Annotated in this window: 20 protein-coding genes; 3 read left to right on the forward strand and 17 right to left on the reverse strand. The window is 38.2% G+C overall.

Annotation, left to right across the window (positions count from 1 at the left end; all coding sequences use genetic code 11):
* The 14 genes from BCU94_RS04665 to BCU94_RS04730 all read right to left on the reverse strand — a co-directional run bounded on the left by BCU94_RS04665 (window position 1) and on the right by BCU94_RS04730 (window position 16,387).
* The gene (locus BCU94_RS04665) at window positions 1-1,176 is read right to left on the reverse strand and encodes a Coenzyme F420 hydrogenase/dehydrogenase, beta subunit C-terminal domain (protein ID WP_198590852.1); all 1,176 of its coding nucleotides are present in this window, start codon (window positions 1,174-1,176) and stop codon (window positions 1-3) included.
* Complete coding sequence (locus BCU94_RS04670; RefSeq protein WP_102475752.1) at window positions 1,163-2,347, reverse strand: polysaccharide pyruvyl transferase family protein; 1,185 nt, start codon at window positions 2,345-2,347, stop codon at window positions 1,163-1,165. The genes BCU94_RS04665 and BCU94_RS04670 overlap by 14 nt, the downstream gene beginning before the upstream one ends.
* Window positions 2,337-3,566, reverse strand: coding sequence for an oligosaccharide flippase family protein (locus tag BCU94_RS04675; protein WP_102475753.1), 1,230 nt, complete (start codon window positions 3,564-3,566; stop codon window positions 2,337-2,339). Before BCU94_RS04675 ends, BCU94_RS04670 begins: the two co-directional genes overlap by 11 nt.
* 1 nt (window position 3,567) lies before the next feature.
* Window positions 3,568-4,110 carry a dTDP-4-dehydrorhamnose 3,5-epimerase gene (rfbC, locus tag BCU94_RS04680; RefSeq protein WP_102475754.1) on the reverse strand — a complete coding sequence of 181 codons (543 nt, stop codon included), beginning with the start codon at window positions 4,108-4,110 and terminating at the stop codon, window positions 3,568-3,570.
* A 3-nt stretch (window positions 4,111-4,113) separates the two neighbouring features.
* Window positions 4,114-4,995, reverse strand: coding sequence for a dTDP-4-dehydrorhamnose reductase (gene rfbD / locus BCU94_RS04685; RefSeq protein WP_102475755.1), 882 nt, complete (start codon window positions 4,993-4,995; stop codon window positions 4,114-4,116).
* A complete protein-coding gene (rfbA, locus tag BCU94_RS04690) occupies window positions 4,995-5,882 on the reverse strand; it encodes a glucose-1-phosphate thymidylyltransferase RfbA (RefSeq protein ID WP_102475756.1) in 888 nt (295 codons plus the stop codon). Before rfbA ends, rfbD begins: the two co-directional genes overlap by 1 nt.
* Window positions 5,882-7,015 carry a dTDP-glucose 4,6-dehydratase gene (rfbB, locus tag BCU94_RS04695; protein ID WP_102475757.1) on the reverse strand — a complete coding sequence of 378 codons (1,134 nt, stop codon included), beginning with the start codon at window positions 7,013-7,015 and terminating at the stop codon, window positions 5,882-5,884. The genes rfbA and rfbB overlap by 1 nt, the downstream gene beginning before the upstream one ends.
* Before the next feature lie 50 nt (window positions 7,016-7,065).
* Window positions 7,066-8,523: a phosphomannomutase gene (locus BCU94_RS04700; protein WP_102475758.1), complete on the reverse strand. Its 1,458-nt coding sequence runs from the start codon at window positions 8,521-8,523 to the stop codon at window positions 7,066-7,068.
* A gap of 9 nt (window positions 8,524-8,532) precedes the next feature.
* Window positions 8,533-9,945 carry a mannose-1-phosphate guanylyltransferase/mannose-6-phosphate isomerase gene (locus BCU94_RS04705; RefSeq protein WP_102475759.1) on the reverse strand — a complete coding sequence of 471 codons (1,413 nt, stop codon included), beginning with the start codon at window positions 9,943-9,945 and terminating at the stop codon, window positions 8,533-8,535.
* A gap of 38 nt (window positions 9,946-9,983) precedes the next feature.
* Window positions 9,984-10,406 carry a GDP-mannose mannosyl hydrolase gene (locus BCU94_RS04710; protein ID WP_347231948.1) on the reverse strand — a complete coding sequence of 141 codons (423 nt, stop codon included), beginning with the start codon at window positions 10,404-10,406 and terminating at the stop codon, window positions 9,984-9,986.
* 238 nt (window positions 10,407-10,644) lie between these two features.
* The gene (locus BCU94_RS04715; RefSeq protein WP_102475761.1) at window positions 10,645-11,619 is read right to left on the reverse strand and encodes a Wzz/FepE/Etk N-terminal domain-containing protein; all 975 of its coding nucleotides are present in this window, start codon (window positions 11,617-11,619) and stop codon (window positions 10,645-10,647) included.
* Window positions 11,620-11,734: 115 nt separating this feature from the next.
* Complete coding sequence (locus tag BCU94_RS04720) at window positions 11,735-14,476, reverse strand: SLBB domain-containing protein (protein ID WP_102475762.1); 2,742 nt, start codon at window positions 14,474-14,476, stop codon at window positions 11,735-11,737.
* 602 nt (window positions 14,477-15,078) lie between these two features.
* Window positions 15,079-15,570: a transcription/translation regulatory transformer protein RfaH gene (gene rfaH, locus BCU94_RS04725; RefSeq protein WP_102475763.1), complete on the reverse strand. Its 492-nt coding sequence runs from the start codon at window positions 15,568-15,570 to the stop codon at window positions 15,079-15,081.
* A 256-nt stretch (window positions 15,571-15,826) separates the two neighbouring features.
* A complete protein-coding gene (locus BCU94_RS04730; protein WP_102475764.1) occupies window positions 15,827-16,387 on the reverse strand; it encodes a DUF4136 domain-containing protein in 561 nt (186 codons plus the stop codon).
* A 389-nt stretch (window positions 16,388-16,776) separates the two neighbouring features.
* Here BCU94_RS04730 and yciH point away from each other — a divergent pair, with 389 nt between their 5' ends.
* From yciH to ruvX, 3 genes are all read left to right on the forward strand, one after another.
* Window positions 16,777-17,106, forward strand: coding sequence for a stress response translation initiation inhibitor YciH (gene yciH, locus BCU94_RS04735; RefSeq protein WP_102440615.1), 330 nt, complete (start codon window positions 16,777-16,779; stop codon window positions 17,104-17,106).
* Between the two features lie 147 nt (window positions 17,107-17,253).
* Complete coding sequence (locus tag BCU94_RS04740) at window positions 17,254-17,814, forward strand: YqgE/AlgH family protein (RefSeq protein ID WP_102440616.1); 561 nt, start codon at window positions 17,254-17,256, stop codon at window positions 17,812-17,814.
* Between the two features lie 128 nt (window positions 17,815-17,942).
* Window positions 17,943-18,365: a Holliday junction resolvase RuvX gene (gene ruvX, locus BCU94_RS04745; protein ID WP_102440617.1), complete on the forward strand. Its 423-nt coding sequence runs from the start codon at window positions 17,943-17,945 to the stop codon at window positions 18,363-18,365.
* Between the two features lie 69 nt (window positions 18,366-18,434).
* Here ruvX and hemH read toward each other — a convergent pair whose 3' ends face one another.
* The 3 genes from hemH to BCU94_RS04760 all read right to left on the reverse strand — a co-directional run bounded on the left by hemH (window position 18,435) and on the right by BCU94_RS04760 (window position 21,420).
* Window positions 18,435-19,448, reverse strand: coding sequence for a ferrochelatase (gene hemH / locus BCU94_RS04750; protein ID WP_102475765.1), 1,014 nt, complete (start codon window positions 19,446-19,448; stop codon window positions 18,435-18,437).
* Between the two features lie 145 nt (window positions 19,449-19,593).
* Window positions 19,594-20,139: a glutathione peroxidase gene (locus tag BCU94_RS04755; protein WP_102475766.1), complete on the reverse strand. Its 546-nt coding sequence runs from the start codon at window positions 20,137-20,139 to the stop codon at window positions 19,594-19,596.
* Between the two features lie 159 nt (window positions 20,140-20,298).
* A complete protein-coding gene (locus tag BCU94_RS04760) occupies window positions 20,299-21,420 on the reverse strand; it encodes a hypothetical protein (protein ID WP_102475767.1) in 1,122 nt (373 codons plus the stop codon).
* Window positions 21,421-21,528 lie beyond the last annotated feature (108 nt).

A 21,528-nucleotide genomic window follows, 5' to 3' on the forward strand; every position in this document is an offset into this window, starting at 1 on the left:
TCACAAACGTCCTTGCCAAACTCTTTTTATTGTACCTATAAAATCCCTTAACGCCATAATGGATAAGTTTCTTACCCCTAAATGGAATAAGTTATAACCTTTAAAAGTAGTAACTGGTCTCCCCATTATTCTTAATGCTAAATGCCTAAAAAAGGATAACTTTTTCCTTTTTTCTTGATAAGGCTGTATATTTTGTAAGTTTGCAATCTGGTATTTACTTACAGTCATATTTCCAGACATCACAGCCATATCTAATAGTTCTTCACCTTTCTTTGTACGAGTAACGAATAAACTTCTACCATTTGCTTCTTCAAAACTTGGATAGCCATCTTTATCATTCTCATGCCAAGCATCTGCACACACTATATCCGCAGCCTCACCAATGCCATCAGCACATATTTTACATCTAGACTGGAGGTGACGATTTAAGATACTTCCCCAACTTTCATTATAAGTCATAGTCTTTTCAAGGCCATTTTTTGTAATCGCTTTTGTAAGACCGGGCCAGCCATCTCCTCTATACCTAAATGAAATTAAATCCTCTGGCTTGACTTTTAACTTGCTCAAAATTTCTTGAGTACCATTTAAACTAGGTACCCCCGCACAGAAGAAAGATATTAAATACGGAAACTTTGCCTCTAACGATTTATCTTCCGCTATCATTGCCCGCACTGCCGCAATGTCACAAGGTTTGCCTACTATTCCATAAACTTTATCATTATTTAACACACTTCTTATCGCATCTAACGGAGAAGAAGGAGAGTACCTCGATCCAGTACAGGCTATTATATCCTCAAATGTAGTACTTATTTTCGTTTCATTAACAATCGGGTTATTTTCACTTACACCGACCTGAATAACATGATCTACTAATCCATTACTTATAAGTTCTAATAGCAAACTTGTTATCCCACCACCAGATGAGCCAAGTTTCAGTACTTCACTATTATTACTGTAACCAGTAAAAACATCTTTTATTGGCCCCCATGTTGGATCGTATTTCTCATTATTATAATGAGCAATATTTATTCCTGGACAGGATTTTCTAGATAATTCGTCATCAATTAGGTTACTTCCAGGTCTAATATAGCCTTCTTTATCTATTTCCATTGCATTATCAGTACAAAGGCCGCAGCCTGTGCATAATTTATTGTTTACAACTTTATTTAAACGCATTTTTAAACACCTTATCAAGCTCATCCTTATACACACTATTACTACTCAAGGCATTTTGTCTTGATATACTTACGTTTTCATAAATTTTGTCCACATTGGAAAAGCATTCTTTAATACTAGCTATACACTCGTCATTTGTTCGTTCATGCAGGTTAATATTATAATTATAACCAATACTTCCAAATACACCTTCAAACTTTCGACTGTAAGCAAGTGGTAATACAGGAACACCTGAAGATAAAGCTGCTATTGTTGCATGCATTCTAGAACCCATGAAGAATTTCATGCTTGAAATATAAGACTTAGCTTCCATCGGTTCTTTAAATTTTGGAGCTAAAATCACATGGTCACAATCAGTAAAAATAACATCTTTGATATGTTTACAAGCTCGGTAATCATCTTCTACTACTAATTTATCACTAATAACATGTGATATTAGATGCACACTCTTTCCTTCAGAAACAAACCAGTTAATAACATCAATAATCAATGACTTATATTCCCCAGCCAAACCAAACTGATTGTTCCCTGTGTATCCACCATTCCACAAAAGACCAGAAACATTTAATCCGATACTATTAGACTTAGGTTCTCTTGAATCATAAGGTAACGAAAATGCAACATCAGCAACTTCAACTGAATTAACATTCATTTTATTTAGAATTACTGTAGATTTATAATCTCTAGAAAAAATCGTCTTACATTTTTTCAAAATGATTTCTGATAAAAAGCTTGTAAGTTTTGATTTATATGGACCGTAAGTTTGGGGTGATAAAACCAATTCCTTTCTTCTTAATAAAATGAACACTTTACTCATGGAAAGATTGAAAAATCTTCTGCCCCCATATATGTCAGTAAAGCTATCGCCCTCACCTAGGTCGAAATATATATCACAAGAATATTCTTCACTGTTAGTAAAAAGCCCCTTAGCCATGCCTTTTACGCTAAAGTTTTTTTGTTTTATTCTTACATCAAGATGGCTCTCAAGCTTTTGCTGAATGCATAAACCGTCAATGCTTGGTGTACCAATACTTAAAAACTCTGCTTTAAGTGAATTTTTCTTGCACACTTCTACAAGCATATTAATATGCGCAATAGCAAGAGCACCTACACCATAATTTTCAGAATTAAGATTATGCCACAACAGACCAATTTTTACTTTATCTTTCATTTTTCATTCCAATATTTGAATCTAATAAATTTAAATCATGAACCATGGTTCGCACATAATACAATCTAGCGATCATTCCAACAAAATCGGCTATGAAAATGCATACGACTACACTATAAAGAGTGATGTTTGAAGTCGCGTACAAAACAGCCAAAGAAAAATAGTATGAAATAGATGATAATAATATCCCATAATGTGCTTCATTCTCCCTACCAAACGGCACCAATGCCGGATACCCCCAATATGAGGATATAGTTAAGGGGAATATTGATAAAAACAAGATTATTGATATTACATGTAACTCATCTACCTTAAATGTAAATAATAAGCCTAAAATAAAATCACCGTATATTACAACTATAGGCAAGATTAAAAAATAAATTACTACTGTTACTTTTGTTTTATTTACAATTTGTGATATTTTTTTCGTTTTCACGGTCGACGTATATAACACCCTAGAAATAGCTCCAATAATTGCCTGACCAACTTGATACAACTGGAACCCGATAGAATATATAGCGACCAAATTTGCAGAAAGAAATAGAGAGATAATATATACACTCGAACGCTGATATATGTTAACCAACAACCTAGAAAGAAAAAATGCATATGCATTTCTTATAGTATCTTGAACAAAGCCAAAGGTGATTTTTGTCCTATAAAAATAGTGCTTTGTACAAATGAATATACATTGACTAAAGAAAATAAACAAAGATATAACGCACTGTATAAAAATCGCCTTTTCTATTCCAGAACTAGAAAAGTCTAATGACACAACAAGAGCTATATTAATTATTTTAACGAACAACAGTAACTTAGCACCAAATGCATATTCTTCAAGCCCGTTAAGAATTGGGGTTAAATTTAAACTTGAGAAAAAACAATATATCATTAACAATAAAGCTGTAAATGAATCATTTACCAAAAGGAAAATTGCTATTATAGAAACAAGAAAAAATAACGACTTAATGGCAATGAATGCTACAATTAACTTACACACAGTATTACTATTTTCGTGATTAACTGCAATTTCTTTTGGCAAATACATTCCTAATCCTAAATCAGAAAATACATTTATCAAAGCAATTAAGGATATGAGAGCAACATAATCTCCATATCGTTCAAGAGACATATCTGCTATTAATATTGGCATAATAATAATAGGGCTAAATACGCCTAAAATAGTCGCTAAAACATTATTTAAAATATTTTTATTCATCTTAAATCATCAATATTTCAAATTTTTGACCTTTTGAGTCTTTTTCTGACACAAGAAGTCTATCTATAATAGGCCATTTAATTCTAAGATCAGGGTCACTCCAAATAATGCAATGCTCTGCTTGCGGAGTATAGTAATCTGTGCATTTGTAGACAAATTCTGCTTCATCACTTGTCACATAAAATCCATGAGCAAAACCTTCCGGAACCCAAAGTTGCCGTCTATTATCTGCCGAAAGATATTCCCCAACCCATTGCCCGAAAGTTGAAGAGCCTTTTCGAATATCAACCGCTACGTCAAATACTTCTCCAGAAACTACACGAACTAGTTTCCCTTGAGTATTTTCAGTCTGATAATGTAGACCACGCAAAGTTCCTTTCTTGGATTTTGAATGATTGTCTTGCACAAATTGTGTAGGTTTACCTGTCACAAGTTCTTCAAATTGCTTTTGATTCCAGGTTTCCATAAAGAAACCTCGTTCATCACCAAACACATTTGGCTCTATAATTTTCACTTCAGGAATACGGGTATCTATTACTTTCATTTTTTATCCTGCATAAGCTTCTATATCAGTTAATGCTTTCTTCCAATTACTTGCTTCAATTGAGAATGTATTGGTAATTTTATCAGTGCTTAAACGAGAGTTATTCGGGCGCTTTGCTGGCGTAGGGTATTGCTCGGTTGTGATGCTGCTTAAGCTAGGCTTTTGCGTAATAACGCCTTTTTCGAGTGCTGTATCAAAAATAGTTGCTGCAAACTCGTACCAACTAACATGGGGCAAACCCGAGAAATGATAAACGCCATATTCGATAGCATCACCTTGAGTAATGCACTTAGCGATTTTAATTAACGCGTTAGCAATATCACCAGCGTAGGTTGGCCCACCAAACTGGTCCCCTACAATATTCAATGCGTCTCGAGTAGCAGCTAGGCGCAGCATGGTTTTAACAAAGTTATTGCCGTTCTCACCAAACACCCAAGCTGTGCGAAGAATGATATGTTTATCGCACGTTTCCGCTACAGCTACTTCCCCTGCTAATTTACTGGAGCCATAAACTCCTTGCGGGTTTGTAATGTCACTTTCAGCATACTCACTAAGTTTATTGCCTTCAAAAACATAATCAGTTGAAATATGGAGTATTGTGGCGCCTACGTCCTTTGCCGCACGTGCTAAATATTTCGGGCCATCACGGTTAATCGCATAGGAAAGTTCAACTTCATCTTCTGCTTTATCAACTGCGGTATGCGCTGCAGCATTAATAATTATCGTAGGTTTAAACTTGATAACAGCTGCATTAACAGCATCTTCATCAGTAATATCAAGGCTGTCTCTATCAAGCGCTAATACTTCTGTATTCGCGTCATTAGCTAGTTGCTCTGTCAGGCTATTACCGACTTGTCCATAACATCCTGTAATTAGTACTCTCATTAACTCATAGCCTTTTTCTGCTTTTCATTTACTAACCGAGTCAAATACTGACCGTATTCATTCTTCATCATAGGCTTGGCAAGTGTTAGTACCTGCTCATCACTCAGCCAACCATTACGCCATGCAATCTCTTCAAGGCAAGCAACTTTTAGGCCTTGAACATTCTCAATTGTTTGAACGAAAGAAGAGGCTTCATGAAGGCTTTCATGAGTGCCAGTATCTAACCAAGCGAAGCCACGACCTAATAATTCAACGTTTAATAACCCATCATTAAGATACATTTCATTCAAAGTAGTAATTTCAAGCTCACCACGATGAGAAGGCTTTACTTGCTTAGCCATTTCAACAACGCGGTTATCGTAGAAATAAAGACCTGTAACAGCATAGTTTGATTTTGGTGCCTCAGGTTTCTCTTCGATAGATACTGCTTTCATATCTTCATCGAACTCAACCACACCAAAGCGCTCTGGATCTTTCACTTGGTAGCCAAAAACAGTTGCTCCTGATTCACGCGAAGCAGCATTTTTTAAAGTACTTGAAAAAGACTGACCATAGAAAATGTTATCGCCAAGTACTAAACAAACACTATCATCACCAATAAACTCTTCACCAATGATAAACGCTTGTGCTAAGCCATCAGGACTTGGTTGAATAGCGTACTCAAGGTTAATACCAAAATCAGATCCATCACCCAATAAACGCTTAAAGCCCGCATTATCTTCAGGGGTAGTAATGATTAGAATATCTTTAATGCCTGCCAACATTAATGTAGATATAGGATAAAACACCATTGGTTTGTCGTAAATTGGAAGAAGCTGCTTTGATACACCACGAGTCAGCGGATATAAACGAGTTCCACTCCCCCCTGCTAATACAATACCTTTCATTACGCTTCACCCTTTACAGTTGTTGGCTCTACACCTAGACGTTCACGTTGATAACTGCCATCTTGCACATGTTGACACCACTCTTGGTTAGTCAAATACCATTTAATTGTCTTTCTCAGACCTGTTTCAAAAGTTTCTAGTGGTGTCCAACCTAGCTCTCGCTGCATTTTACTTGAATCAATGGCATAACGTCTGTCGTGCCCAGGTCTATCAGTAACATAAGTAATTTGTTCGTTATACTTTGTTTCTTTAGGCACTAAAGAATCTAAAATAGAGCAAATGGTTTGAACAACTTCTATGTTCTGCTTTTCGTTATGACCACCAATATTGTAGGTTTCACCAACAACACCTTCAGTCACAACTTTATAAAGTGCTCTTGCGTGATCTTCAACATATAACCAATCTCGAATTTGATCGCCTTTACCGTAGATAGGTAATTGTTTCCCTTCTAATGCATTTAGAATCACCAATGGAATCAGCTTTTCAGGGAAGTGGTATGGTCCATAATTATTTGAACAGTTGGTCACTATTGTTGGTAAACCATAGGTTCTTAACCAAGCACGAACAAGATGGTCTGAACTAGCCTTAGATGCTGAGTACGGGCTAGAAGGTTCGTATGATGTCGTTTCGGTAAATAGCGGTAACACTTTATTAGCTAAAGGCTCTTTACCTGCAGAAGGCTCTGTGCCACCTTCAATATCGTCAGGGTGTGGTAAATCACCATAGACTTCATCGGTAGATATATGGTGGAAACGGAATGCTTTCTTAGCATCTTCAGATAATGTGTTCCAATATGCTCTTGTAGCTTCTAGAAGAGTGTATGTACCAACAATATTAGTTTGAATAAAGTCAGCTGGTCCCGTGATTGAGCGGTCAACGTGTGACTCTGCCGCCAAGTGCATTACGGCGTCAGGCCGGCACTGTGTAAAGGCTCTGTCTAATTCAGCACGGTCACAAATATCAACTTGCTCGAAAACATAACGCTCACTTGACTCAATACTCACTAACGACTCTAGGTTACCGGCATAAGTTAACTTGTCGACATTGATAACACTATCTTGCGTATTATTGATGATATGACGCACTACTGCTGATCCAATGAAACCAGCTCCGCCTGTGACCAAAATTTTCATAAATAACTCTATATTCTTAGTTAGTTAGCAACAGATACTTGTAAAACTTCTTACAATTGCTCAAAGTTTCTAATTTGATATTTTTCTAAATTCTTTAAGCTTTGAACCACACTGTCCTTGGCAGTTATAGAATTATCAGCGTCAACATAGCAGCGTAATTCCGGCGCATTACCTGATGGGCGCAGATGTACTATCAATCCATTCATTAATGTTATTCTTAACCCATCAGTATAATTAATGCTCTTAATTGCTTCATTTCCCAGGCCTAATACTATTAGTAACGCACCCGGGTTCGTTTTACCTTTTTCTATAATTATTTTGCTTTTTTCAGTGGGAAAATTTTGGATGCGGTCACTATACGTAAACCGATTCGGGAGTTTACTTACCAAATTAGATATATTGTCGTTATTCGCCGCAGATAATAACATTATTGCAGGAAGAACAGCATCTCTTGTAGGTAGAGCTTTTAGTATTTGGCCATTAAACAACATGTCACTTCCGAGCAGAAAGCCACCGTTAGCTTCAAAACCAGCTACAGAATTAAAGTTCTTAGCTAAATTTATGAATTCAGCTATTACATACGGTGAGCCAATTTTGGTTCTTTCTACATATTTAAATTTTTGACTTTTTTCAATTGCTGTATTACAACTGACAGGCACAGTCAAGGCTTCGATATTTAATTCATCGGCAGTTAATAAACCAAGAATGTCTCCACGTAACCAGTTTCCCTTTTCGTCAGAAATCAACGGACGGTCCCCATCGCCATCAGTTGAGAAAACAGCATCTAGGTCATATTCTTTAGACCATTCAAGTGCTCTAGCTTGATCTTCTTCTGATACAGCTTCCGTATCAATAGGGACAAACTCATCGCTTCGCCCTAACGAAACAACCTCAGCACCTAACTTTTCAAAAATACGGTAGTAAAGATCACGACCTGCACTTGAGTGCTCATAAATTCCGATGCGTTTACCAGTTAGCCATGCGGTATCAAACAGCGAAGTGTAACGTTCAATGTATTCTTCTGTCGCTCGATTATCATTTACTAATTCAGGTAAATCTGTAAGTGCAGAAAATGCTGCTTTTTCTGTCAAGATCTCTATTTCATCAGCTTTACTTATTTCACCATCGGGGCGATAAAACTTAAGGCCATTTCGGTCGAACGGAATATGGCTACCCGTTACCATAATGGCAGGAATACGATCTTCCATTGCAACATATGCTAGAGCCGGCGTCGGTGTAACACCGTAATAGACTGTTTCTATACCTAGCTGTTGCAGTGCTGCTGCACAAGCTTTTGCCATCACATAGCTGCTAGGACGATTATCTATCGCTATAGCTATTGTTTGGAAGCTGAAGTTACGCTTCATACACTGTGTGAATGCAACAGTAAAAGCAGCACACACATCAGCGGTAAATTGCGTCACTAAGCCACGAGCACCACTCGTTCCAAAAGCAACACCACTTTCAGCCAACACTGTCGCACTGACTAACTTAGAATTTATGGACATTTTAATCCTTTATACCCGACCATAACGATCTTCAAAACGCACAATATCATCCTCTCCGAGATATGAGCCTGACTGCACTTCAATCAGCTCTAATGGAAGAACGCCAGGATTTTCTAATGCATGAACTTGACCAATCGGTATATAAGTAGATTCGTTTTCAGTAAGCAATATAGTCTCATCACCATTTGTTACTTTTGCAGTGCCTGATACGACGATCCAATGTTCTGCTCTGTGGTGATGCATCTGAATTGACAACTTTGCGCCGGGTTTAACGGTAATACGCTTAACTTGATCACGTTGCCCTATATCAATAGAATCGTATTTTCCCCACGGACGATAAACTTCACGATGCAGTTTAAACTCACTACGTCCTGATTTTTTTAATTCGTTCACGATATTTTTGACATCTTGTACTTTATCTTTGCTTGCAACTAAAATTGCATCTTTAGTTTCAACAATTACTAAATTATCTACGCCAACAGTTGTAACTAATTTATTTTCCGCATAGATATAGTTATTGCTAGAATCCGCAGTAATGACATCACCTTTAATAACGTTCTGATTCTGATCTTTTTCTGATACATCCCACAACGCTGCGAATGACCCAACATCACTCCAACCTGCATCCATTGGTACAACCATTGCTGCAGTTGTTTTTTCCATTACAGCATAATCAATAGAATCATCTGGGCAAGCTGCAAAGACTTCCTTATCAACGCGAATAAATTCCAAGTCCTGCGTGGTTTTAGCTATCGCTCGTCTGCAAATATCCAATATTTCTGGAGAAAATAATTCTAGCTCTTCAAGATATCGACTAGCTTTAAACAAAAACATACCACTGTTCCAGTAGTAATTTTTAGAAGCTAAGTATTCTTTTGCAGTGGCTAAATCAGGCTTTTCAACAAATTCACTTACTGAATACGCACTGCCGTCTTGAAAGCCAGATTTAATATATCCATAGCCAGTTTCCGGTGAGGTAGGAACTATTCCAAAAGTAACTAACTTACCATTTTCAGCAAAAGGTAGTGCTTTATCTACTGAGTCTTTAAAAGCTTGCTCATTTTCTATTAAATGATCAGCTGCTAATACTAATAAGATAGGCTCTTCACCATCAACGGCATTGTTTATTGCTTGTAATGCAGCGAGTGCTATAGCTGGTGCAGTATTTCGTCCAACAGGTTCTAGAATAATACCGCCGTGATTATAACCACCGAGACGCATTTGCTCAGCAGCGATAAAACGATGCTCTTCATTACAGATCAAAACTGGTGATGAACGTTCTATATCTGACAAACGGGCAACAGTTTGCTGTAGCATTGACTGGTCACCGGTTACACTTAAGAATTGTTTAGGATATAAAGAGCGCGAAAGGGGCCAGAGGCGACTGCCATTGCCGCCAGCCATAATAACGGGGGTAATCATAATTTTTCCAATCTAAGGTTTAAAGTTAAGCTCAGTAATTACTTAAATGGCTTATCTGCTTGTTTATCTTTTTGGAAGTACCATTTTGTGTGTATATGTACTTTGTCATTTACCAATAAATCATTTTCGTCGAACCACTTATACTCAGCGTGCTGCTCTATCGGCAGCGAGGCTAAATCACCTTCAAATTCAACCTCATAGGCAAGCACTATATAGTGAGTTGTAAACAAATCTTCTGAAAAATTATCATCATAAAAATGCTGATAAACACCTTTAAAACTTGAAGTAGTATTAAAAATGCCTAATTCAACTTGAATGAGACGGTTAAAAGCATCCTCCAATGATTCATCTTTTAGCACTCTCCCACCAGGAACAAACCAATTCCCTTTAGCGGGACGGTTGGTACGTTTACCTAATAATATATTGCCTTTGGAATTACGCACAATCAGATCGATTGACACTAGCGGAGTCGATTGAATTACAGTTTAAATGTTTCTAAAGGGAGCATGATGATCTTTTATATATTAAATATTACTGAATGTTCGCACTTTCCAATCTCAGCCTTTAAAACCAAGCTGAGACACATTCTATCCATTTTGAGACAGTCTAACTGTCGCTATCCCTTGCAGAGCCTAGGTTTCATGCTTTTTATCAAAACAGTCCCAATAGGCTCATTTTTTTCTTTTTTCTTTTCTTTGTTTAATCTTCTTTTCTAACGAAATGCCTGATTAAAACAATCATTACCGCTAACATGCCGCCTAGCATTGTGCCTAATACACAAATCAAGGCTCGTTTAGGACCTGCTTTTTCTTCTGGGACTAATGCTGGGTCAATGGTTTTAAATACGTATTCTTCACGTACTTCAGCAAACATAATAGTTTTAGTTTGCTCTTCAATTAGCTGGTAAAGTATCGTGCGAATATCTGCAACATTAGTTTGGGCTATCTGAGTTTCTAGAAATGCGGTACTGCGCTGAGCTTCTGCCACATCGCGCTGTTTCATTTCTAAGTTGATATCTTCTACTAACCATTTAACCCACTGTTGGGCAACTGATGGTGATAAATGCTCTACCGACACTTTCACCATGCCGGTTTCTTTATCACTATTAATAGCGATAGCTTTATTAAATTCTTTGTAGGCTTCCTGCATTGAAGGCTCTGGCTTAAATGGGGCTTTAACCTCACGAATCCATTTGTTGTTTTTAACATCAAACATATCTACATCATAAGCGAGTGTATCTGATGCCATGTCCCATTTTTCAGCCGCCATGAGGTCGGCAAGAATATTATGCTTTTGAATAAACTCACTGGTAAATTGACGTGATTTAACCACTTCTATCGCCATTTGAGTTTTGTCAACACCACCGCCACCACCAAGGTTGATGCCAGCCATACTTGCAAGACCGCCAAACTGTCCAGCAAGTGCGGCTAAACCACCGCCACCTTGTTCCCCGTCTGCCGGTGAAAGTAGCGCTTCTGATTTATAAGTATTTGGTTGACTAAGTGCAAACAAAACAGAACCAACAGCGAAGACAGCAGTTACTGCAATGATCAACCATTTGCCTTTCCAAATTACTGAAAATAGCTCTCGTAAATCGATTTCATCATCTGCAACAACTTGCGGAGTCGAAGTAAAATTAGCATCTGTGTAATTTTTTGGTATTTGGTTTTTCATGTTTGTTATTAATAGATTTACAGCGATGCTTACTTTGTATTAGCTTAGGCTGTAAATCTAGTTTTTATCCCTGTAATTAATTGGTTGACGCGGTTTAGGATTTTAAAACAAAATTTTACAAGCCTGAAATCGTTGCCAATGCAACCGCAGAGTTATAGACAATTTGTGTCACTTGAGTCCAAAGGGTTAAGTTATCTTTGTACTCAGTATCAAGCGGTACAATAACAGTATCTCCGGCACTTAAAGCGGCCTTGCTGCTAAACCAGAAGCTTTGTTTTGGCATCATTACCGAGCCGTCTGCTTTAATGATATAGGTTCTACCGTCATCAGCACGTTCTCTTGGGCCACCTGACATAGATAAGTATTGGTCTAAAGTCGTGCCTTCTTTAAATCTATGAGTTGACGGGTGCTGTACTTCGCCCATAACAGACACGATTTGTTTCGTGGTAGGCACATACAAAATATCTTTATCTTCAAGTTGTATATCTGCTTGCTCTATTCCCACTTGAATTGCATTTAGATCTACAACTAAACGGCCAACTGCTTGAATATTTTCTAAGTCCGTAAGCATTAGCTGTGCTTCAGAGTAATTAACTACCGTGCCGTCTTTCGACACACCACGGGTTGCAATATCACGACGTAATTGGTCAGCAAGCTTCTTAATTTCAAGTTGCTCTTGTTGCTTTACTGATTCTCTAACAAAAACCGCAGCAGTAGGGAAAGCGAAGTCAGTAAACCCACCTGCGCGTTGCATAACATCGGCAAGCGTTTCGCCTCTACGAATGTTATACATCCCAGGAAATTTCACTTCACCTCGGATTTCAATCGATTTACGCTCTTGCCATTCTGGAGTTGTTAGTACGACCAACATATCACGGCCTTCTAATAACAAATCATCAGATGGAAGGTGATTTATGGCATTATTAATATTGACGTGTATATGGTTGATGCCTGAAAGCGAATCAGAATTTTCAGTTCGGGTTAATTCAGCTCTATTTGTATAAGCACCTTCAACTAAACCACCTGCAGCAACAAGTAAATCACTGACTTTTGCATTAGTTGCTAATGGGTATATACCGCCATTTTTAACTTTGCCAGAAATGGCAACTACTTGAGCTTTTTCTAAAGGGCTACTTTGCTGTGATAACTTGCTAATAATAGGAAATAACAACTCTTCACGACTCATTGAGCCACTTAATTTAATTAAGTCTCTGTCATCAAATAAATTAGATAACATTTTACTGACTTCATCACCGATAAGTTGTTCTTGCTCATTTAGTTCCTTATCAGAACCAGGAATAACTATTCCACCGATTGAAGCTTTATGCATCATTGAACCAGCAGCATCAATATTCATTGACTTAAAACCAGCTTTAAATAAGTCGTTGCCAATAAGTGAGTCACTGCTTAATGATTTTATTTTTTTTGCTCTATTTTGAACTAATTTATTTAATTCATAACGATTTATCGATGAATCATCATAATTAAACAAAATGACTTTATCTCTTGGACTTAAAGCAATATTTTCTGACTGAACCTGCTGCGAAATGGCTTTACCTGGTGAAAATTGTAGTACTTCAATTTTACCAAACTTGTTCACTTCACGAATGATTAATGCGTAGTTCAAATCGGCAGATATGGCTAAATCCCCCCAAATGGTAGGTAACAGATCGTTAACCTTCTGTCCCTGATACCACTGGTACTTACCAGGTCGTACAACCGCACCAACAAGGGTTACTGCATCTTCATATTGCATAGAAGCACTTTTTACACGAATAAAATCACCCGCTTTCGCTAGCTTGCTAGCTGCTTTTGCTGATGTTAAGTCAACATTGACGATGGTTTTTAAACCGTTGTGATTATATCGCTCAATGCTGCTTCGCTTGGGATATGCACCGGGGTTAACACCTGCAGCCATTTTGACCACATCATCAATAGTTTCATTGCTCTTAATTTCATAAATGGCCGGACGTCTAATTTCACCGGTAATACTTACTCGTCCACCGACTGATGGAATGAAAACTACATCACCAGAACGTAAATTAATATCTTTCGATGCATCACCTTTTAGCAGCAGATCATATAAATCAAAGCTACCAACTAACTGCCCCTGACGTTTTACTTGAATATTACGTAAACTACCTATTTCATTTACGCCACCAGCTGCAAACAGAGCTTGTGTAATGGTAGATAAACTAGAGACAGTATACGAACCAGGTTTATAGGCATCACCAGCGATAAAAATGCGAATAGAACGTAATTCACCTAGGGTAATATTTGATTCAATACCGATCATTTGTTTTTGAATTCGCTCGCCTAGATACTCGCGTAATTCAGAAAACGTTAGCCCCACAACCGATATAGGCCCCAATTCTGGGAATTGAATATTGCCATCACGACCTATTGTTAAGGCGTATTCACGATTATCTTTACCATAAAGTTGCACATTTAGTGTATCGCCAGGCCCAACAACATAGTCACTTGGTACAGGGATATCTGAAATAGGAGCAAATGTAGTTGGCTCGCCAGCAAACATGTCATAGCCAAAAAAGTTTAATTCTGCTTTTTCGCTTTCTTGTTCAAAATCGAGATTATTAGTTTGCTGTTCTTTTGCTTGTACTTGCCTTGCAGGAATTGGCGTGGCTTCAGCGATTTGACTTGATTGACCGCTTTGCCCCGATAACACTGAAGGGCTAATACCATACTGCTTAGCAAGTCTTTGCTGTTCAGAAGCTGGCAAGGATTTAAACTGCTCTATCATTTGAGGAGAGGGAGTTACAGCTTGAATAGGTGCGCTGATAACTAAAGTCGCACTCAGTGCCGCTATTGCGAATATTTTAATCTTCTGTAACACCATGTATCTCCAAGTAAATAATAGCAAATGAATATTTGAGCTAAAAATTAATTATAAAAAAATAATCTTATATGTGTTATTTGTTTTGATGTTTGCATTTTTTGCTAATTAGACTGATTGCAATCATGCTTAATTCTAACTCGGGCACGCTACCGATCCGCGTGGCGGGCATTGCCCTGATTCAGTACATCCTGTACTTCACCCTTCGGGCCAGCTGAAGCTGTTAATCATTGTTCCCGACAATGATTTTCGGCTTATAGCTAAACAAATGAAACTGTTCATCGGATGCCCTTCGGGCACGCTACCGCCCATAGATTACGGCTTCTAACGTGCCCTTCAATAAATGAAATTCTAATTTTGATTGAACCTAAAAAGTCACTGCTAACCTATATACTGACTTCTTACTTATACGAACTTATACGAACTTATTTTTACTAAATGCAACTATGGTTAAATAGCAACCTTTAGTAAAAACACGTTATGTTACCCTATATTTTTTGTACCTAAATAAGTCATTTTAAAAAACTGAATCTCCTGCACATAAAAACCTGGCATTAAAACAAAACATCAACACTATTACGTAAAAAATTAACGCTTTGCGTTCATTAAATTTTCTTAATGCTACTACTATCTACACACATTCTTTTTTGTTGCCCCATGATATTAAACAATACAAAGCATCGTTTTTGGGCATTCTTTTCTTCAAAGATGGCTTCTAAGTCTACAAATGGCCCGTCAGTAAACTGAACTTTATCACCTGCGATTAAATCACTTTCAACATCAGGCTTGTGAACTGAAACTCTGTTTTTTATTGCTTGTATAATCCGCTCATCAATCGGTGTCATTGTTTCACTGCAACCAATGATGCGACTTGCACCGCGAGTTGAGTGAATACGGCTTACACTGACTTCTAGTGGATCAAAATAGATAAACAAATAACATGGGAATAGCGGGACATCGACGAGTTTGGTCTTTCCGTTTGAGGTTTTCTCTTCTTGAATGATAGGTAAGTAACTTTCGACTTGTTGTAATGCTAAGTTTTGTTGCGCTCTAACTTCACCGCGCGGCTTACAATATAACAAATACCATGACTTCATTTTCTACTCACTTAATATCATTCAAGGTAACGTCCATTATCACCAAGCGCAGTATTTTATCAAAGCCAGTAAGCTAAGTGAAAGCTTTTTGATATTTAATATTTCAAATGCTGCAAATTGATACAAAAGTGTTCAATTGTATTACTTATGTGGCGTCGTAAGGGGGCTTTCAATGAACAATAATAAAAAACCGTATCAAGATTAGATACGGTTTAATCATAAAGAGTAACTTAACTAATACAACTAATAATAAAGCCTATTTTGTTTCAGGCTGTGGCGGATAGTTCAACATCACTTGTGAAATCGCCGAGTTGATGATTTGTACTCGCTCTTCTGGGGTGTTTTTATTGCGGATAGTATCTGCAACACTGCCGCGCCATACTAAATTGCCGGTTTTGTTATCGATTAAATCAACAATTAAGGTGCCGACTTCGTATTCACGTACTGTGGTTTGGGTGTTCATCCCTGCTCCGCCCCAGCCACGACGACCATAATATGGGTAGTAACCAAAACTGGTATTGAAGGTGTCGACATTAATTTTTTTATCGACTTTAGTTAAGTAGTTAACCAGTAAGTCAGCTTCAGTAATGTCTGCTTTTGTTAAGCCTTTTTGCCCAAGTTCGTTGTTAACAGCATCGCGAACACGTTGGTCCATTAAGCCATCCAGATGATAACTTGCATCTTGGTTTTTCTTTTCGACCCAAGAGTAGGTTTTATATTGGTCAAATGAAACAGCTGGATCAAAATCGGTATTGGTTTTTAAGGTACTACATGCACTTAATGCTAAAACCGCTGCAGCAACAAATAACTTTTTCATAATAACTCCGAATAACAACCCAAACTGGCTGTTTCTGTATTAAATACATTTTAATGAGGCTAATAAATAGCTTACCTAGCTAAACTATAATCATCAACTGATAATATTAACAATAGTCGCTTTAGCCAGTTTTCTAAATGTTTAACAGCAAGCTTTAGCCTTAACCACCGCGAAAATGATTCTTACCTAGTGAATGGGCTTAGTTAATGAGCTTAGTTAATGAGCTTAGTGAATGGACTTAATGAGTGAGCTTAGTGAATTCACTTAGTGCTCGCCAATAAGATAACAGCTAGATTATCCGCTAGAGGGGTCGTTTGCTGCTTTAGCCAACTCAGTTAGTTTGTTAAACTGTGTGTATTGATTATTTATTTTAAAGTACAAGTGAACCTATGCGTATTGATCCTAATGTTTCTTTAGTTTATAGCACCGATGGCGGTAAAATTGCTCAAGAAAAGCCAACAGAGCAAATTCCAGTAGGTGACGGCATTGTCCGCATCCATAAAGACAGTAAAGGCCGTAAAGGAAAAGGCGTTAGTATCATTAAAGGGCTTGGGCTTGATGCTAAAGCGTTAAAAGCCTTAGCGCAAAAACTTAAAAAACAATGTGGTTGTGGGGGTACGGTAAAAGAGTTCAATATTGAAGTGCAAACTGATGACCGTGAAAAAATCAAAACCTTGCTAGAGAAAATGAACTATACGGTCAAACTCGCTGGTGGTTAAGCCTACGCTAATACTTACATTCAATATTAGTATTTGCCTAAGTCTAAGTATTAGCAATCGCCAATCAAGCTTAAATCATAACCTCGGGTTTAAGGGCATTTAAGTATGTATGTTAAATTGACACCTAGTTTTTCAAAAGGATAAATAATGGACAGTTTACAAGGTCATCTTTTAATTGCTATGCCCTCTTTAGATGAGTCTTTTTTTGAGCGTGCTGTCATTTATATTTGCGAGCATAACGATAAAGGCGCCATGGGCGTAATGATCAATCGGCCAACCAATATCGTTATTGATGAGCTGCTAGAGCAAATTGGCTTAGCTAAAAAAGTGCAATTAAGCCTACCCCTTGAAGAATCGGTAGTTTTAGGCGGCCCAGTTGATACCGACAGAGGCTTTGTATTGCATACGCCACAAACTGATTGGGTCAATAGTGAGCCCGTAAGTGAATTTTGCATGCTAACCACATCACGAGATGTGCTTAATGCCCTAGGCACTGAAGAGTCGCCAAAACAATTTATTGTCGCTCTAGGCTATGCTGGTTGGAGCAAAAACCAGTTAGAAGAAGAGTTAGCTGAAAACACCTGGTTAACTATTGAAGCCACACCCGAACTCGTTTTTAACCAAGACTATAATCAGCTTTGGACTCAAGCCACCAAACAATTAGGCTTTGATATTTGGCAAATATCATCACAAGTTGGTCACTCTTAAGCTTTTAAAACTCGCTAATACACCAATTTATGTTTATAAACGCCAAGTATTTATCTTCAATTGCTGTCAGTTAATCAATTGGCTTTGCAACTGTCGATACTCATTATTACGATTATCCAGAGAACAACATGCAATCTAAAACAGTATTAGGCTTTGATTTTGGCACCAAAAGTATCGGTGTTGCGGTTGGCCAGGAAATCACGTCAAGTGCGGCACCAATTTCGGCCATAAAAGCCAATGATGGCATCCCTAATTGGGATGAAATTGAAGCGGTACTAAAAGAGTGGCAACCTGATTTAGTCGTTGTTGGTTTACCGCTTAATATGGACGGTACCGAACAAGAGATGACTCAGCGGGCGCGAAAATTTGCCAATCGCATTAGTGGCCGCTTTGGGGTAAAAGTGGTCACTCAAGATGAGCGCCTCACCACCACAGACGCCAAAGCAAGACTATTTGAATTAGGCGGCTATAAAAAGCTCACCAAAGGCCAAGTTGATGCAGTATCTGCAGTCCTGATTATCGAAAGCTATTTCGAAAACCAGTATTCATAACTAGCTTTAAATTCTAGACACAAAAAAGGAGTCAACTGACTCCTTTTTTATTGTTCACCATTGCATTAATTAAAGATAAGGCTTCACCAGATTGGCCATCATATTGATATGGTCATCATTATCATTTAAACATTCAATGTAGCGGAATTTTTTACCACCGGCATGTTCAAATACTTCGCGGTTCTCACCTTTTATTTCTTCTAATGTTTCTAAGCAGTCTGCGCTAAATGCAGGGCAAACAACTGCGATATCGGTAATGCCTTGGCCTGGTAACGCTTCCATGGTGGCATCGGTATAAGGCTGTAACCACTTGGCTTTACCAAAACGTGATTGGAAGGTCATCACATATTCGTCTTCCGTCAAACCTAGTTTTTCGACCACTAAGCGAGTACTTTTAACGCAAAAACAATAGTAAGGATCGCCTAAATGCAGATTACGTTCTGGCATACCGTGATAAGACAACACTAGCTTTTCCGGTTTTCCATTTGCGTCAAAATCCGCTTGAATTGATTTAGCTAATGCATCAATAAAGTTAGGATCGTCATGGTAGGTATTAATAAAATGCAGCGCTGGAATATAGCGCCATTTACATAGCTCTTTGGCAATAGCATCAAAGGCTGACGCCGTGGTAGGTGCGGCATATTGAGGATAAAGCGGTAAAACAATAATCTTATCAATTCCGTCTTTGTGCATTTGCTGTAACACACTTGGGGTTGATGGGTTACCGTAACGCATGGATAAATGCACTGATGCATCGACATCGTGCTGCTTAAACAAGGCATCAAGCTTGGCCTGTTGACGTAAGCTAATATCCATTAAAGGCGAACCATCTTTGGTCCACACTTCTTTGTAAAGTGCTGCAGATTTTGCTGGGCGCACTCTTAAAATAATCCCGTGTAAGATACACATCCACACTAATTTAGGGATTTCGACTACCCGAGGGTCAGATAAAAATTCTGCGAGGTAGCGACGAACGGCTGAGGCGGTAGGTTCATCAGGGGTGCCTAAATTCATTAACAGCACACCGGTTTTGCCACGGGTTTTGTGGCCGACTTCTTTACTTAATCCAGAAAATTTGAACAAGATTGACTCCGAGAAAAGTGATTATTGATGATGCCCGATTAAATATTTATTACTTAAGGCATCATCCAATAACGGCTATTTGTCATGCTAATAATAGCCACGCAAATTTATCTGCAAGCTTATGCTTTATTAGCAATATTATTATTTATAGCACTGACTCTATCGCTTTTTTCAACTCTTCGCTATCTGGTTTTACTCGAGAGTTGAATTGCTGCACACTTTCACCGTCTGCGCTAACAAGGTATTTATAAAAATTCCATTTAGGCGCTGCTGATTTTTCACCTAAATAAGAAAATACCGAGTTAACATCGCTGCCTCTGACTGCAGAGGTCGACACCATAGTGAATGTCACGCCGTAATTTAAAAAACACACATCTGCGGTTTTGGCTTCATCATCTTCTTCTTGAAAGAAATCATCCGATGGAAAACCAATGACCACTAAATCATCTTTATATTGCTGATGCAGCGCTTCAAGTGCTTTAAATTGCGGTGTAAAACCGCAGTTACTGGCGGTATTAACAATTAATACTGGTTTACCTGCGGTTAACTCACATAAATCGACCGTATCTTCAGAATGTAATTTTCTGGCTTCTACATTAAGGTATTCAGGACAGCTATTAGCCATTGAATTCGTTGAAAAAGCGCTAAAGCTTAAACCGATTAAGCCTGCTGATAATAAGAGTTTGTTCATTTTGATTCCTTTCCAACATATATCTAAAATAATCTATTTAAGGTAAATCATACTTGCGGCTTTTGCTTTAACGCCACTTTGACAAAAAGTTTTGACTACACAGGCCACAAGTACATATACGTTTTAATAAGCGTATCAGATCAAACTGATACACTGGGCTTAGAAATAAAAGCCAACATTAATATTGAGCCGTGAATGCCAAGCGGTATCACCATTATCAATGCCAATCCCATCGCCACCAGCAAACCACATATTCTTGCCAGCAATCCAGTCGACATATGAATAAAACTTACCGGCAGCAATCATACAACCGGTGACATTTTGAATAGAGTCATCTAAGCCTTCACCAGAAGCGACCACCTGACTGTAATCGTTGTAACAGTTTAATTGGCTAATCGGGCCCCAATCCACATCAATTTGACGCGATAAGTTCAACGTTACCACATCGGCTTTAGCGGCAATTTCAAACGGCGCGGCAAAAGCAGCTAAGGTGATGCGGTTGCTGTTGTCTAAATCATAGTCATAATGAATATACTGAGTTTGTAATTGCCATTGCTGCCAATCTAACTGCCAATGTACAGCTGCAGTAATACTTGTGGTATCTTCGCCTTCAGCTGCATTTTCAAAGCCATCTGGTACATATTCTAAATTACTATATTGAAATGACGCGCCAAGTTTACTCTTAAACTCATCACCTATGGTTTTTTCAATGCGTAAGTTTAATTGGCCGGCTTCTTGATAAGGAGACTCTTTTGTTGTGCCAACATCAAATGAGTAACGATCGAAGCGACTGCCATCACCATACTCATCATTAACAAAGTATGCGGCATCATAACGCCAGCCATTGCCTTGGTATTGATAATGAATACCGGCATCATAATCATCTTCTAAGCCTAGATAATAAGTCGCCCCAAACCAAAATGAGTGAGAAGCCACTGGCATAACGCCAAATGGCACTTGCGTGACGCCCACTTGCACCTTTTGGTTTTCATCAAATTGATAACCCATATAAGCATGGTGTACCACATCCATATACTCATACCAGCGGTATTGGGCTGAGGCAAATAAGCCACTGTCTGATTTGTAATTTACATCAGCTCTAAACAGTTCAAACTCAAGCGTGCCATTACCATCAGCGTAATCTTGCCAACCATAATTTACCCTTACTGCCCCACCAATATCGAGCTCATCATTAATACTGACAGCCTGAGCCGAAGATGACATAAGTGTAAATGCCGCTATTAGCGATGTTGCTAATACGTTTTTTTTGAAACTAAACATGGGATCCCTAGGGGGGGTAATTGGTTGGATTGTTATTATAGCAAATTAGCAGACTGTAAATGGTAAGTATTTGTAACGTTAAAAAAGGCCAAGGCTTACGCCTTGGCC

The sequence above is a fragment of the Shewanella sp. 10N.286.52.C2 genome (assembly GCF_002874545.1).
GTDB lineage: Bacteria > Pseudomonadota > Gammaproteobacteria > Enterobacterales > Shewanellaceae > Shewanella.